At 45.8% G+C, this 18,297-nt stretch carries 1 protein-coding gene; it reads left to right on the top strand.

Annotation, left to right across the window (positions count from 1 at the left end):
• The first annotated feature begins 354 nt into the window (after positions 1–354).
• Positions 355–18,264, top strand: a complete 17,910-nt coding sequence (locus OC193_RS09115; RefSeq protein WP_048666398.1) for a retention module-containing protein — start codon at positions 355–357, stop codon at positions 18,262–18,264.
• Positions 18,265–18,297: the final 33 nt, after the last annotated feature.

The raw sequence follows: 18,297 nt of genomic DNA, 5'->3' as shown, positions 1-18,297 counted from the left end.
CTGTATATATTTATAAAAATTTGAGGTGTAATTAAGGTGTACATTTTATTGCATATTAATCAACACCCTATAAACTTTTGCTTAGTCCATGAACAAACTAAAGTGAATGCCTAGATTTGTGAAAAGAAGTCACTTCGCACAGACATGACATTTCGGATAAGGAAGACTAGGCTTAAGGTTAAGTAAACTATAAAAAAAACAGGCGAAACGGAACTGACTCATCAAATACATCAGTCTATGTAATTGATTGTTAATGCAGAGAATAAGTTCTGAATATAATTTAAGCCTGAAACCGTTATTACTATCATTTTCACGATGTTGAGCAATACAGCATTTTGTGACCTCGGGGGATATATGGGTATTGAAGTTTCGCGCCAAGCTGCAGTTGTAGAGGCAGTGAGTGGAGAAGTCATTGCGGTTAAGTCTGACGGAAGCGCACGAAAAATTTCAGTTGGCGATATTATTCGTGAAAACGAGATTGTTATCACTGCAAACCAAGCAGAGCTTTTATTAGGTACCCCAAACGGTGTCACTGAGGTGGCAAGTAATTGTGTTGGCTGTGTTGATCAAGACTTAGCGTGGGCTGATGCTCCTATCGCTGGAGAAGTTAATTTTGACTTACAGCAAGCCGATGCAGGAGATTTTGATGATGAATTTGCTGCTATCCAAGAAGCCATTTTAGGTGGTGCCGACCCGACCCAAATCTTAGAAGCAACGGCTGCTGGTAGCGGATTAGGTTCTGCAAACGCTGGCTTTGTGACGATTGACTACAACTACACCGAAACTCATCCGTCGACATTTTTTGAGACCGCAGGTCTAGCAGAACAAACGGTTGATGAAGACCGAGAAGAGTTCAGAACAATAACCCGTTCATCGGGCGGTCAATCAATCAGTGAAGTGCTCACCGAAGGCTCCATTTCTGGCAATACCTACCCCCAATCTATTACAACTACCGAAACGATTGTTGCTGGTAGTTTAGCGCTCTCCCCTGATTCTTTTGCTCCAGAAGCACTGTCTCTCGCTTCGCTACTCACAGAGCTAAACAGTGATATTACCTCAAGTGGTCAGCCCGTTACCTTTACTTATGATGCGGCGACCAATTCTATCATTGGTGTTCAAGGCTCCGATGAAGTACTGCGTATCGACATCGATGTGATCAGTGTTGGGAATAACATTGAGCTTTCACTGACCACAACCATTTCTCAACCAATTGATCACGTAACGTCTGTTGGTGGTGGTCAGGTTTCCATTACGGGTGATCAAATCAACATCGCCTTTGATATACAGGGCCAAGACACCGCAGGTAATCAGCTCGTCACACCAATTAATGCGCAAGTAACAGTCCTTGATGGGGTTGATCCGTCTGCCGAAAGCGTGTCTATCGATAATGTTGAAACAAACAGTGCTGCAATTGAAGGCACGTTTTCAAATATTGGTAGTGATAATCTACAGTCAGCTGTTTTTGACTCAAGCGCACTTGCTCAATTTGATGGTGTGCTCAGTGATAATCAGGCGACCGTTGCATCCTTGTCTGCTGATGGAAGTACCATCACACTGTCAATCCAAGGTAGCAGCGACGTTATTTTAACCGTTAGCTTAGATACTGACGGTACCTATCGATTTGAGCAGTTGAGACCAATAGAACAAGTCGGCACTGATTCGCTTACTTTCTCTTTACCAATCACGGTTACCGATTTTGACCAAGATATCGTAACCAATACCATCAACCTCACTATTTCTGATGGCGATAAACCAGTCATTACCAATGTCGACAGTATTGATGTTGATGAAGCGGGTATTGTTGGCGGCTCACAAGAGGGCACGGCGGCAGTGTCTGGCAGCGGCAGTATTACCGCGGATATTTTTGAAAGCGATATCATTGACCATTATGAACTTGAACCGGCAGAATTTAATACCGCTGGCACACTGATATCTAACGGTGAGGTTGTGTTACTTGAGCTGGTTGATGAAACCAATGGTGTGCGAACGTACGAGGGCTATGTCGAGATTAATGGCGCAAGAATTACGGTTTTTGATGTAAAAATTGATAGCCCATCTTTGGGTAGCTATGAATTTAACCTCTATGAAGAACTATCGCATCAAGGCGCTGAAGATGCACAGTTAACCTTTGCACTGCCTATCTATGCGGTGGATGCGGATGGCGATAGATCGGCGTTATCCAGTGGTTCAAGTACACCAGAAGCTGCCCAGGTTCTTATCAACGTTAAAGATGATGTCGTTGAACTGGTTGATAAGGTTGAATCTGTTACCGAGCCGACTTTAGCTGGCGATACCGTTGTTTCGTATAACCTGTTTAATTTCGAAGGCGCGGATGGTTCGACAATTCAATCATTCAACTATGATGGTGTTGATTACTCGCTAGATCAGAGCTTACAGCCCGATGCTGCTCAGACTTTCAGTTTTACTGAGGGTGTCGTCACTATCTCATTAAACGGTGATTTCAGTTTTGAAGTTGCTCGTGATATCGATCATTCAAGTAGCGAAACTATCATCAAACAGTTTTCATTCTTAGCCGAAGACGGTGATGGCGACACTGATACATCAACGCTTGAGTTAAGTATTACCGATGGTCAAAACCCGGCAATCAATCTGATTCCACCTGTTACTTTATCTGAAACCAACCTAGCTGATGGCTCTGCACCAAGTGGAAGTGCAGTAAGTGCAACCAACACGATCACTTTTACTTCTGGTAGTGATGACGTGGCGAATTTCCGCATTGAGCCTACAGAGTTCAATGTCGGTGGTGCTCTGACGTCCAATGGGTTTACGGTAGAGATTAAAGAAGACTCTGCTAATCCGGGCACTTATATCGGCTTTATTACTGATGGTTCGAATACTGAAGTTCCTGTATTCACGATTGCCTTCTCTACAAGTACGTTAGGCGAATACACCTTTACTCTGCTTGAAGCGTTAGATCATGCGGATGGTTTAGATAATAACGATCTGAGCTTCGATCTGCCTGTTTATGCGGTTGATACGGATGGCGACGATTCCTTGGTGTCTCAACTGAATGTGACCATCGGTGATGATGTCCAAATCATGCAAGATGGTACATTAGATATCACTGAGCCAAACCTTGCTGACGGTACGGTGACAACCAACACCATTGATGTGATGCCAAATCAAAGTGCTGATGGCGCGACGATCACTCAGTTTACCTATGACGGTGTCGTAAACACACTGGATCAAAGCATTTCAGGCGAGCAGCAATTCAGCTTCACCGAAGGCGAGCTTTATATCACCCTTGAAGGGGAGGTGCGCTTTGAACCTAATCGCGATCTAGACCATTCCGTTAGTGAAGATATCGTGAAGTCGATTGTCGTGACTTCAAGCGACTTCGATAACGATCCGGTGACTTCAACCATTACGCTGACCATTACTGATGGTGATACCCCGACTATCGATGCTGTTCCGAGTGTTGCTCTTGAAGAAGCGGATCTCGCTGATGGCTCATCACCAAGCGGCAGTGCGGTTAGCCAAACAGAAACCATCACTTTCACCAATCAAAGTGATGATGTGGAGAAATTCCGTTTAGAGCCGAGTGAGTTTAATACCGGCGGTACTCTGAAATCTGATGGCTTAGTGATTGAGATTCGAGAAGAGCCTGCGGGTTCGGGTAACTACATTGGTTTCACCACAGATACTTCAAATGTCGAGACTACAGTCTTCACGCTTGAATTTAGCAGCACGACTTTAGGTGAATACACCTTCACGCTTATAGAAGCGATTGACCACACACCAATTCAAGGTAATAACGACCTAACGTTCAACTTGCCAGTGTACGCGGTTGATAGCGATGGCGATGATTCTCTAATGTCGCCACTTGCTGTGACGATTACCGACGATATCCAAGTCATGGTAGATGGCGCGTTTACGATTGAAGAGCCAACTGTGGCTGATTTAGCAGCGGGTACGCCGACAACTACGACTGTGAATGTTCTTGATCTAGAAGGGGCGGACGGCACGACCATCACCCAAATCAATTATGACAACGGCACAGTGTTTACGCTTGACCAGAGCAATACGGGAGAGCAGAAGTTTGTGGTTGCTGAAGGTTCGCTTTATGTCACGCTGCAAGGTGATGTGCGCTTTGAACCAAACCGTAACCTCGACCACACAAGTGGAGACATCGTTAAGTCGATAGTCGTGACTTCAAGCGACTCAGATAGTGATGTTGTTACTTCTACAGTCACGTTGACTATTACTGATGGTGATATTCCAACGATCGACAATGTACCGAGCGTTACTTTATCTGAAACTAATTTGAGTGATGGTTCTACGCCAAGTGGTATCGCTGTAAGTCAAACAGAGACGATTACCTTCACTAATCAAAGTGATGATGTGGCGAGTTTCCGTATTGAACCGACAGAATTCAATGTTGGTGGGGCGCTTAAATCAAATGGGCTGGTGGTTGAGCTAAAAGCAGACCCAAGCACACCAGGTGGTTATATCGGTTTTGTGACGGATGGTTCGAACGTTGAAACCAACGTGTTCACGATCAGTTTCTCTAGTACTACCCTCGGCCAATACACTTTCACGTTGTTGGAAGCATTAGACCATGTGGATGGTTTAGCGAACAACGATCTTAGCTTTGATCTTCCTGTTTATGCGGTAGACACCGACGGCGACGATTCATTGGTGTCACAGTTGAATGTGACCATCGGTGATGATGTTCAAATCATGCAAGATGGAGCGTTAAATATTGTCGAGCCAACAGTTGCTGATTTGGCTGCGGGCACGCCCACGACAACGACCGTTAATGTATTTGATCAAGAAGGGGCAGACGGCGCGACCATCACACAATTTACTTATGATGGCGGGACTGTATTAACGCTTGACCAGAATAATACTGGCGAGCAGAAGTTCGTAGTTGCTGAAGGTTCACTGTATATCACTATTCAAGGTGACGTTCGCTTCGAGCCGAACCGTAATCTTGACCATACTAGCGGAGATATCGTTAAACAGATCGAGGTCACCTCAAGCGATTTAGATAATGATGTGGTGACGTCAACGGTCACTCTGACCATTACTGATGGTGATATCCCAACCATTGATGCCGTGCCAAGTGTTACTCTGTCTGAAACTAATCTTGCTGATGGCTCAGCGCCAAGTAGCGGTGCTGTAAGTCAAACTGAGACGCTTACTTTTACTAATCAAAGTGATGATGTGACCCGTTTCCGTCTTGAACCTACCGAGTTCAATGTCGGCGGCGCACTGAAATCGAATGGTTTTGTGGTCCAGATAAAAGAAGATTCAGCGAATCCAGGTACTTATATCGGCTTCATTACTGATGGTTCAAATGCTGAAATTCCAGTGTTCACGATTAGCTTCTCGACCTCGACTCTTGGTGAATACACCTTTACTTTATTGGAAGCGTTAGATCATGCAGATGGTCTAGCGAACAATGATCTGAGCTTTGATCTTCCGGTCTATGCGGTAGACAGCGATGGCGATGATTCTTTGGTGTCTCAACTCAATGTAACCATCGGCGATGATGTTCAAATCATGCAAGACGGTACGTTAGATATCGTTGAGCCAAATCTGGCTGATGGTACGGTAACAACCAATACCATTGATGTAATGCCAAACCAAAGTGCTGATGGTGCAACGGTTACTGAGTTTTCTTTTGGTGGAATCGTTAAGACGTTGGATCAGAGCATCGCAGGCGAACAGCAATTCAGTTTCACAGAAGGTGAGTTGTACATCACCCTTCAAGGTGAGATGCGCTTTGAGCCCAACCGTAACTTAGACCATTCCGCGAGCGAAGACATTGTTAAGTCGATAGTCGTGACATCCAATGACTTTGATAACGATCCGGTGACTGCGACCGTAACTTTGACCATAACCGATGGCGACAACCCGACTATCGATGCGGTGCCGAGTGTTGCACTTGAAGAAGCTGATCTGGCTGATGGCTCATCACCAAGTGGTAGTGCGGTTAGCCAAACAGAAACCATCACTTTTACCAACCAAAGTGATGATGTTGTAAAATTCCGCATTGAGCCGAGTGAGTTTAATACTGGCGGTACTCTGAAGTCTGATGGCTTAGTTATTGAGATTCGAGAAGAGCCTGCGGGTTCGGGTAACTACATCGGCTTCACTACGGACATTTCAAATGTAGAAACCACGGTCTTCACACTTGCATTTAGCAGCACGATTTTAGGTGAATACACCTTCACGCTTATAGAAGCGATTGACCATACACCAATTCAAGGTAATAACGACCTAACATTCAACTTGCCGGTGTACGCGGTCGATAGTGATGGCGATGACTCTCTGATGTCGCCTCTGGCTGTAACGATTACCGATGACATTCAAGTCATGGTGGATGGCGCTCTCAGCATTGAAGAGCCGACAGTGGCTGACTTAGCCACGGGTACGCCGACAACCACGACCGTCAATGTTCTTGATCAAGAAGGGGCAGACGGCACGACCATTACCCAAATCAATTACGATGGCACAGTGTTTACGCTTGACCAGAGTAATGCGGGTGAGCAAAAGTTTGTGGTTGCTGAAGGCTCACTCTATATCACGCTGCAAGGCGATGTGCGCTTTGAACCAAACCGCGATCTTAATCACTCGGGCGGGGATATCGTTAAGTCGATAGTGGTCAGTTCAAGTGACTATGATAGTGATGTGGTGACTTCGACAGTCACGCTAACCATTACCGATGGCGATCTGCCAATCATCAACGTCATTCCTGGCGTGAGTCTTTCTGAAGTCGATCTGGCTGATGGTTCTGCGCCAACGGGTAACCCAGTATCGATGACTCAAGTGATTACCTATACCGAGGGTAGTGACGATGTTAGTCATTTCAGAATTGACCCTGCTCAGTTCAATACTTCGGGGGCTTTGAAGTCGAATGGCTTAGAGGTTGAGATTAAAGAGCAGCCAGCGAACTCTGGAAACTATATTGGCTTTGTAAAAGACGGTGCTAACGTAGAAACCAACGTCTTCACAATCAGTTTCTCAACCACCAATTTAGGGCAATACACGTTTACGCTGCTTGAAGCGTTAGACCATGCGGATGGCTTGCAGAACAACTCCTTAAACTTCGATGTGCCTGTTATAGCAGTGGATACCGATGGTGATGAGTCTGCGATGTCACCAATGACAGTGACCATTACCGATGATGTACAAGGTGTACAAGACGGGTCATTGAATATTGTTGAGCCTTCATTGGCGGATCTAGTGGCAGGCACACCAACTACGCCAACCATCGATGTAATGCCGACTCAAAGTGCAGATGGCGCAAAGGTCACCCAATTTATTTACGATGGTGGTACTGCTGTCACCTTGGACCCGAATGTATCGACAGAGCAGGTGTTTACCGTAACCGATGGTTTACTGTACATCACGATTGAAGGCGAAGTTCGTTTTGAGCCAAATCGAAACCTAGATCATTCAGCGGGTGATATTGTTAGAACGATTGTTGTAACGACCAGCGACTTTGATAACGATACTGATACCGCGGATGTCACATTGACGATCCAAGATGGGGTTGATCCGGTCATCGATGTTGTTCCTAGCGTGAACTTATCGGAAGTGAACCTAGCAGATGGCTCAACGCCGAGTGGTTCTGCGGTGAGTTCAACACAAACCATTACCTACACTGTGGGCAGTGATGACTTAAGCCACTTCAGAATCGCGACCAACGAATTCAACCCAGGTGATGTGCTGAAATCAAACGGTCTTGTTGTTCAGCTAAAAGAAGATCCTGCTTCACCTGGCGACTACATCGGGTTTACTGATGACGGGGCAGGTAACGTAACTAATGTATTCACCATTGATTTTGATAGTGTCAATAAAGGTCAGTTCACCTTCACGCTGATTGAGGCACTCGATCACCTTGATGGCGCGCTTAATAACAATCTTAACTTCAACTTACCTGTTTATGCAGTTGATACTGATGGTGATGACTCTGCTAAGCGTGATGTTGTTGTCACCATTCAAGATGACCTTCAACAGATGCAAGGTGGCACGCTAACCATCACAGAGCCAAACACTGGCACACCAACTACCTCGACTGTTGATGTTTTGCCTACGCCAAGTGCTGATGGAGCAACCATTACACAGTTCACCTATGACGGTGGATCTGCGATTACCTTAAATCAAAACATCAGCGGTGAGCAGGAATTTGTTTTCACTGAAGGCTCGCTGTTTGTCACTTTGGATGGCGATGTAAGGTTTGAACCAAATCGTAATCTTGACCACTCAGCAGGCGACATTGTTAAGCTGATTGAGTTTACTTCATCTGATTTTGATAAGGATATTTCCTCTTCAACAGTCACACTCACTATCGTTGATGGTGATGGACCGACGTTGAATGTCGTTCCGAGTGTTAGCTTGTCTGAAAGCTTACTGGCCGATGGTTCAACGCCGAGTGGCAGCCCAGTCAGTGTGACCCAAACCATTACCTCACTCGCAAGCAGTGATGACATCGAGAAGATTGTCGTCGAAGTAGGGCTGTTCAATACCAGTGGTGTATTGAAGTCTGATGGCCTTGAGTTGAGCTTGCGTGAAGAGCCTGCGGGTTCCGGTGATTACATAGCATTCACAACGGATGGATCCGGTGTTGAGAAAGTTATCTTCACCCTAGAATTTGATAACACTAACCCGAGTGAGTACACGTTTACTTTGTTAGAGCGTTTGGATCATGTCGACGGATTAGGAAACAACGATCTCAGCTTTGATTTGTCGGTGTATGCACAAGACACCGATGGCGATATTTCACCGTCTAAACCGCTTTCTGTGACCATCAGTGATGACGTTCAATTAATGCAATCTGGTGCTCTTAGCATCACAGAGCCAAGCACGGGCACGCCTACCACAACGACATTTGATGTGATGCCTGCGCAAAGTGCTGATGGCGCTACCATAACTAAATTTACTTATGGTAGTCAGCCTGAAGAGTCTCTGGTGCAAACCAACACTGGTGAGCAAGAGTTCGTATTTACGGAAGGTTCGTTGTTTATCACGCTTGAAGGCGATGTGCGCTTTGAGCCTAATCGAAATCTGAATCATTCTGGTGGTGATATCGTTAAGACGATTACCGTGACATCAGAAGACAAAGACGGCGATATTGTCACTTCGACCGTGACACTGACGATTTCAGATGGTGCTCCACCGGTAATTGATACGGTTCCAACGGTGGCATTGGAAGAAGCGAACCTCGTGGATGGCTCATCTCCGAGCTTACCTGTGAGCCAAACTGAAACCATTACTTTCACAGCAGGAAGTGATGATGTGAGTCATTTCCGTATTGATACCACTCAGTTCAACACGTCTGGTGAATTGAAATCGGATGGCTTAGTGGTTCAGCTAAAAGAAGATCCTCTGAACAGCGATAATTATATTGGTTACGTTGAAAGCGGCGGTGTCCAAACGGATATCTTTACCATCACCTTTAGCAGCATGGTTCTAGGAGAGTACACATTCACCTTGTTGGAAGAGTTAGATCATTTGCCAGTTCAGGGTAATAATGATCAAATATTCACGTTACCAGTGATCGCAGTTGACCAAGACAATACTGATTCTGTGATGAAACCTCTGACCGTTACTATAACCGATGATGTGCCTGTCATTACTGACACGACAGCGACCAGCACATTTGTGGTTGATGAAGATGATCTTGGATCTGTGGTGTCTCAAGCAACAGGTGCATTTGTTACCACAGAAGGTGCAGACCAAGTAGAGGTTTACGAACTGCGTAATATCTCTGCGCTTGAAGCGACATTGAACTCTGGAACCGAAGCGATTTCTATTACAGAAGTCACAGGAGCTGCGAACACAACGACCTATCAAGGTACGACGACAAGCGGGACTCCTATCTTCACGCTCGCGCTAGCGAATGACGGCTCTTATACCTTTACGTTGCTAGGTCCTCTAAACCATCCAACAAGCCCGAATTCCAATACCTTAACGATTCCGTTTGATGTTGTTGCGGTTGATGGTGACGGTGATGACTCTAATCAGTATGTATTGCCGATCGAAGTGCTCGATGATGTGCCAGTAATGAGTGCGCCAACAGGTGAGACGGTAGTTGATGAAGATGATCTTGCTGGGATTGGTTCTGATCAATCCGAAGATACCATTATTAATGGACTATTCACCGTTGATGAAGGTGCTGATGGTGTTGTTAAGTATGAATTGGTCGATGAAAACTTAGTGATTGCAGGCTTAACTTCTGATGGAGAAAGCCTAGAGTGGCTGCCTGTTTCACAAAGCGGTACAACCTTCACTTATGTTGCACAGACGGTAACTAGCAATCAGCCTGTGTTTGAAATCATTTTTGATACCTCAAACAACAGCTATCAATTTGAGCTGTTTAAACCACTTAAGCATCCTGATGGCGCGAATGAAAACACCATAGATCTTGATTTCTCTGTCGTGGCCGAAGATTTTGACCGAGACCAGTCGAACGCGATCGATCTGACTATTACTGTGACTGATGATGTTCCATTGGTGACTACTCAATCGATAACGCGAATTGAAGGGCAGGGTTACGGTAATTCCAAAGTTAACATGTTTGCTAATGCGACAGATGTGGGTGCGGATGATGCAGCACTGACTCGCATAGAGGGCATTACCAGCAATGGCGCTGATATCGTTTTCCGTACCGGAAATAGTGGGCCTTACAGTGATGGTTTCGATTTAAACAGTGGTGTCCAGCAGGTACGAGTGTATGAACAAACCGATGATGGTAGTGGCGGCATAGATACTCGTGAGCTTGGTAGACTGCGCATAAATTCCAATGGTGAGGTGGAGTTTAGAGCGACCAACTATCTGGATCATGATGGAGACACCATCGACTTCTCGATCAATGTGATTGCGACAGACGGTGATTTGGATACGTCATCAACGCCTTTGAATATTACGATCACCGATGAAGAGTCATCAGCAGTATCGCTCAAGGTGACTACATTTGAGGATGCGGGTAGAGACTCGACAATCCCTTACGCAACGGGTGATGCTCCAAGCCTAGAGAATATTCAAGATAATCAAAGCGGTTTGCCTGATGCTCCTGCACAAATTGCGCTGCAGGTTAACATAAAGGACCAAGATAATAACGAGTCTATCGGCCAACTGACGATTCAGAGCGGTAATCACAGAGGGACGTTCTATTACTTTGATGGCGTGGAATATCACAAGTTAGTCGCTGAACCAAACGGTGATATCTTGTTTGGTCCGCCTCAAATGCAGCAGAGCTTTGCTCCAGACACGAATCAACCATTAGACACTATTGCGACAATCGACAACTTGTTCTTTGTTCCAGACCAAAACTACGGTTCGAATGACAATGGTGTGCGAATCAACTACGAACTTGAGATTGATAATAATGGTTCGCTAGACCACACCGTAAACTCGAACTTTAGAATTGAAATTGAAGCGGTAGCCGACATTGCGACTTGGGATGATGCGAATAGCGCGTATCAGTATCAAGTTAACGAAGATGAAGACAACGTTACGTTGCAGCTGAACGCAGAGTCGCAAGATAACAGTAATACTGAGACGATTACCTATGAACTTGAAGTTGTTCAGGGAGATGGCCAGTTTGAGCTTCTCGACCAAAACGGCAACGTCCTTACTCCGACCAACGGTGTTTACATCATTGCGGCTGGAGACATCAATAGTACGGTCGTAAACCCGATCGATAACTTCTCCGGTCAAATAGAGTTTAAAGCAACAGCGATAACGGAAGAGACGCGTAATCCGTACGATGATTCTGCAAATGGCGGGGTGGACAAAACGACCGCTCGCTCTGTAGAGCAAAACATCATCATTGATGTGACTGCCGATGCAGACCCTGGCTCGTTCAGCGTTAACCGAATCCGTATTAACGAAGACAATATCGATGATCCAGATTACGTCGGGCCTTTAGACAATAAAGACGCGTTCACGTTAGACGAAGTCATCACCATGACAGGTTCGGTAGATGCTGACAGTTCTGAAGAACTGTTTGTGCGCATCAGTAATGTTACGGAAGGTGCAGAGCTTTACTTCTTAGGTACCACGAATGTCGTTCCAACAGTCACTATTAATGGTATCGATTACCAAGAAATAGCGTATTCCGATTTGGCAAACGTTGAGGTTGTTCCAACTAAACACAGTAATGTCAATTTCACCTTCGATGTCACGGGTGTGGTCAAAGATACCGCAAATCTATCCACGGGCGCCCAAGTCGATGAGGAGATATTAGGAACTAAAACGGTGAACGTTGAGGTGAAAGGCGTTGCCGATACTCCTTATGGTGGAACGAATGGTACGGCTTGGACAGCAATTACTGATGGCACAACATCTGGCGTTCAAACCACAATCCAAGAAAGCCAAAATGGTGATACCTTTGCTGAGCTAGATTTCACTGTATTGTCGGGCGAGAGAAGACCAGATAGCGGCACAACACCATTACCTGACGATGGCTCAGAGTCGATAACGGTTATTCTTTCAGGCATCCCTGACGGCGTTATTCTGGAAGATGGCGATGGTACCGTGATTGACTTGAACTTTGTTGGTTATGAAACGGGACCGGGCGGTAGCCCTGATCTATCTAAACCTATCTACGAAGCGAACATCACTGAAGCGGGGAAAACTTCAGGTATCCGTATTAGACCTGTTGATTCGTCGACAGAGAATATCCATATCCAGGGTAAAGTGATCGTGACTGAGAATGATGGTCATACGCTCTCTTTTGATCAGGAAATTCGCATATTAGTTGAGCCTAGGATTGATACCTCAGCAACCTACAATACGGTAACTCGTGGGGACGAAGATACGGCGATCAACATTGATTGGCACCCAGAGGGCACTGATTACATTGACGATGATGAGCACTTCACTTCAATCGTCATCAGTGGCATTCCAAGTGGTGTTGCAAGTGTGGTTGTAAACGGTGATGTAATTTGGAATTACGATGCAGCAGCAGGCACTTTAACCATTACTCCGAAGAGTGGACAGACGGCAGAAGAGTTTACTCAAATTGCGCTGAACAATAATTTTATTCAGATAACACCCGAAGAAGATTCAAGTACAGACTTTACGCTTAGTACGGTTGTCATGATTGAAGAGCGAGATCATGAGTATGTTGATGCAACTGATCCTGGTCAGGGCATCGTTACCGCGACGATTACAGGTACGATTGATGTGCGTGTAAGACCTGTCGTTGAACCTGGCGATGCCGACAACAAGATTGTCGTTTCAAACGAAGATGGCTCTGGAGATCTCACTACGATTACGGCTGATGCTAATGGTGTCATTAAATTTACAACTAACAGTGATAACACATCAATTTCGGATGAATACGTCGTCCGATACCAAGAAACGGATTTAAGCACAGTAGAAGAGCAAGTCGACGAAGTGATTGTTCAGTTGACTAACACCGACGGAAGCGCGTTATCTGATGATATTTTAGGGCAACTTTTGGTCACAGGCGCCTCTTACGAAGGCGGTGGCCGTTGGGTTGTGACCAATGAAGATGCCTTTAGCGTCAGTGCGCCCAATGGATTAGATTTCACCCCTGAAAATGATGCGGATGATGTGGCTACTGATTTCAATGATATCAAGATGACAATTTTCACCTTAGTATCAGATCCAGGTGATGCCAACAATGAAACTTCAGCCCAAGTACAGCGCACCGGGGAAGTAACGCTTTCTTACCCTGAAGTGCTGACGGCTCCTGACAAAGTTGCCGCAGATATTGCGATTGTGCCAGACAGTGTTATCGATGCGGTCGAAGATACACAACTTGATCTCGGCGCGGCACTAAACGGCATTTTAAGCTTTACGGGTCGCGATGATTCTACTGACCAAGTGACGGTGATCATTGATGGTACTCTGGTCATTGATGCTACTACATCATTCCCAATTAGCCTGTCGGGAACAAGTGATGTTGACTTTGTGAACGGGAAATATGTTTACGAGACGACAATCGAACAGGGCGTAGCCATCGATTCATCGGGTTTATTATTGAATCTGCCACCAAACTACTCTGGTGACTTTAGGTTGCCAATGACCATCGTGACCAAAGATTTACAATCTGGCGATGAGAAGACCTTAGTGACCGAAGTTGTCATTAAAGTAGCACCAGATGCGGAGACAGATCCAACGATTGATGTGAATGTCGTTGGTTCGCTTGATGATTCATTTAATCCTGTCGATACTGATGGTCAACCTGGACAAGATCCGGTGGGTTACGAAGATACTTACATTCAACTCGACTTTAGTTCGACGATCACCGACCAAGTTACTGGAGATGAAGGCGGACGGGAGGTCTTCACCTCTATCACACTGACTTTGAATGACACGAGTGTTGGGGCTTTCTATACCAGCGCAGGTGTATCGCTTGGTACATCTGTGACGTTTACTGAAGCTGAGATTAACGCGGGTGCTCTAGATAACGTACTATTCCGACCTGCGCTAAACTACCCAACAGATAATGACGTCAATCAGGTACAAGTGAATGTCAGCGGGACGATTACCGATACTGCTACTTACAATGACGCCTCGTCTCCAGCCGGAACAGCAACCGATACTGATACGTTCAATACCAGTGTTAGCTTTGAAGTTGTCCCTGTGGTTGATGATGTGCTTGTAACAGGGCCGGGTAGTGATCCTGATGTCATTGAGATCACGGGCAATGAAGATCAAGCTATTTCTCTATCGGGAACAGGGCCAGTCTCCATTGCGCTTACTGACCTAGACGGCTCAGAGCAGTTCGTTTCGATTAAGTTCACCGGTGTACCCGATGGCTTCTTAATGAGTGCAGATCCGGGCTCTGCTTATACAGTGAAGAACAATGGTGGTGGTGAGTGGAGTGTTCAACTTCCTCAAGCTTCAGGATTGTCATTTGATTTGAGTGAGATTTCGATCCTACCGCCTAAAAACTTCAGTGGTACGGCGGAATTTGGCGTTGCTGTCTTTACTCAAGAATCCTTGTTAGGCGTGCCTACTGCAGCCTCGAACCTACCAAGCTTTAAGCTGCATGTGGTGCCGGTGGGTGATGATGTTGATACCAACCCAACGGACTCTGTTACAGGCAATGAAGGCCAAAACATTGATATCGAAATCAATGCGACTATTTTGGATAAAGAGCTATCTGCAACAGGCAGCGGCACGTATACCGAAAATGCGCCAGAGACACTTCGTGTAGAGGTGGCTGGTGTACCTCAAGATGCATCTATCTACTATCCAGACGGAACCACCTTGGCTAGCTATGATCCTGCGACGCAGATCTGGACGCTGGATGTTCCTACACAGTCACTAGATAAGATCGTATTCAACTCTGGTGAACATAACAGTGATGCAGGCAATGCACTGGGTATCAATGGCCCGCTGCAGATTACCGTTCGCTCTGTTGATACTGATGCTGATAACACGGAATACTTGGGGACTCCAACGACCTTCGATGTTGATTTGGTGATTGATCCTATCAACGATCAACCGATCTTTGTAAACGTGACGAATATTGAAACATCTGAAGACATCAGTGTTGCCATCGACAACTTTAGTATTTACGACGTTGACGCTAATTTTGATAATCCAGATGCGCCGTATGTTCTTACGTTGCAAGTGGATCAAACACTGCCGGGAGCGCAAGGTGTGTTTGAGTTTACCAGCTCACCTGACGTAACGTTTGTATTGCAGCCTGACGGCTCATTGGTGATTACTGGTAAAGAAGCCGATATTAATACCGCGTTGGTGAATGGGGCTGTTACTTTCAAACCAGACCCAGATCAGAACTATCTCAACCAGAGTGGTTTAGTCACGATCAATGCAACGCTCGATGACGGTGGTAATAACGGTCTGATTGACGCGGGTGACCCGAATACCGCTCAAACCAATGAAGCTACCTTCACCATTAAGGTGACGGAAGTGAATGACGCTCCTTTGGCAAACAACGTTGATCTAGGCTCGATTGCAGAGGAAGGACAGCTTGTTATCGTTGAAGGTGACTTAATTGCTGCAAGCTCAGATCTTGAAAACCATAACCTCACCGTCACGGGTGTGACCCTTACTCAAGGCCAAGGTCAATTACAGCGCTTTGAAAACGCTAGTGGTGCTGACAACGCTGCGATTACGGGCCCATTCTGGATATTTACGGCTGCTGATGATTTTAACGGTGACGTTAAACTCGATTACAGCATTATCGATGATGGTACAACCAACGGCGTGGATGACTTCTTAACAGACACTGCTGAAATAAGTCTTGTAGTAACAGAAGTCAATGACCAACCAGCAGCAACCAATGTTGACTTGGGCACCATGCCAGAAGAAGGTCAGTTGATCATCAAAGCTGAAGACCTGGTTTCTGCAACGACAGACCCTGAAGGCGATGCGATCACTGTGACTGGAGTTGTTATCGATGAAGGTCAGGGGCAGCTTCAGAAGTTTGAAAACGTCGGTGGTTCTGACGACAACTCGATAAACGGTCCATATTGGGTATTCACTGCCGCTGATGATTACAATGGCAACGTTAAGTTCACTTATACCGTAGAAGACAATGGCACAACCAACGGCGTTGATGATTTCTTAACGGATACCGCTGAAATAAGCGTTGTTGTAACTGAAGTGAATGATCAGCCAGTGGCAACCAATGTTAACTTGGGTACCATGCTTGAAGAAGGCCAATTGATCATCAAAGCTGAAGACCTGATTGCAGCGACGACTGATCCTGAGGGGGATGTTGTTACAGTGACTGGAGTCGTTATCGACCAAGGTCAGGGACAGATTCAGAAGTTCGAAAATGTCGGTGGTGCGGATGACAACTCGATCAATGGCCCATATTGGGTATTCACAGCAGCCGATGATTACAATGGCGACGTTAAATTCACTTACACAGTGGAAGACAATGGCACAACCAACGGGGCTGATGACTTCCTAACGGATACAGCAGAAATCAGCGTTGTGGTGCAAGGCGTTAACGATACGCCTATTGTAAATGGTGACAACGTCACTGATTTGATTGATGAAGACGTCGGTCAGTTGTTGAGTGGCATCAATGTCAGTGACCCTGATTATGTAGATGCATTCTCTGATGACTTAATGACAGTCACGCTGACGGTGGATTACGGCATATTGAATGTAGCTCTCCCAGCAGGGACGACGGTGATGGTTAACGGCAACAACACGGGTTCAGTCATCTTAGTCGGTACTCTTAACGATTTGAATGCTCTAATTGATACGCCAACCAGTCCAAGTGGTGTATACCTCGATGCGAGTTTATCTCCAACCAATAGTATTGGATTAGAAGTCATCGCTAAAGACAGCGGAAACCCTTCTGGTATCGCAATAGAAACGACACCTGTGATCTATGATATTGCAGTGACACCTGTGGCGAATGCGCCAACCTTGTCTATCGACCCGACATTTAACTACGTGAGAAACATTACGACCAGCTCATCAGTGGTCGCTAATAGTGGAGTCGCTTTAGTCGGAATTGTCGCTGCATTGACGGATATTACTGAAGAGTTAACGTTGAAGATCAGTGATGTTCCGGATGGTGTTAATGTGGCCAGTGATGCGGGTACGGTTTCGCTAGTAGGTGACACTTGGATAGCGACAGCTGATGCGATTGATAGTCTCAGACTCGTCGAGCAACCATCAGCTGGTAAGCCGTTAACTCCTGGTAACTACACGTTGAAGGTTGAGGCGGTATCTGAGGAAACGGACAATAACGATATTGCGATATCTCAAAACATTGATCTCAACCTCAATATTGTCGCGAACCCATTAGACCTCGATCTGTCTTCTGAAACAGAGGATGTGCAACTTTTAGCGAGTAGTTTTGATACCAATCTTACTGGTGGATCTGGCAATGATCGTCTTGAGGGCGTTTCAGGAGATGATACGCTTGTTGGTGGCGATGGAAACGACACCCTGATCGGCGGTGGAGGCTCAGATATTCTAACCGGTGGCGATGGTATGGATTCGTTCGTGTGGCTGAACATCGAAGATGGTGTTGAAGATACGATTACCGACTTTGATTTGTCTGAAGGGGACAGTATTGATTTGCGCGAAGTCTTGCCAGAGCTTAAGAATTCATCTCCAGACATGACTGCATTGCTACAACAGATAGATGCGAAAGTGGAAGGGGATGATATTGAGCTTACGATCAACCCAGATGGTATAGGAACCACAGAGCAAGTGATCGTGGTTGAAGACCTTGCTCCTCAGTTAACACTAAGTAGCACTATGCCTTCGGATATACTGGATGCATTAGTACAGCAGAATGTGATCACTCACGGTTAACGCGAACCATTAAACCAAAACGAAATAGGCCAG

The organism is Vibrio crassostreae, from assembly GCF_024347415.1.
Taxonomy (GTDB): Bacteria; Pseudomonadota; Gammaproteobacteria; order Enterobacterales; family Vibrionaceae; genus Vibrio; species Vibrio crassostreae.
This window is presented reverse-complemented; position numbering and strand designations above follow the sequence as displayed.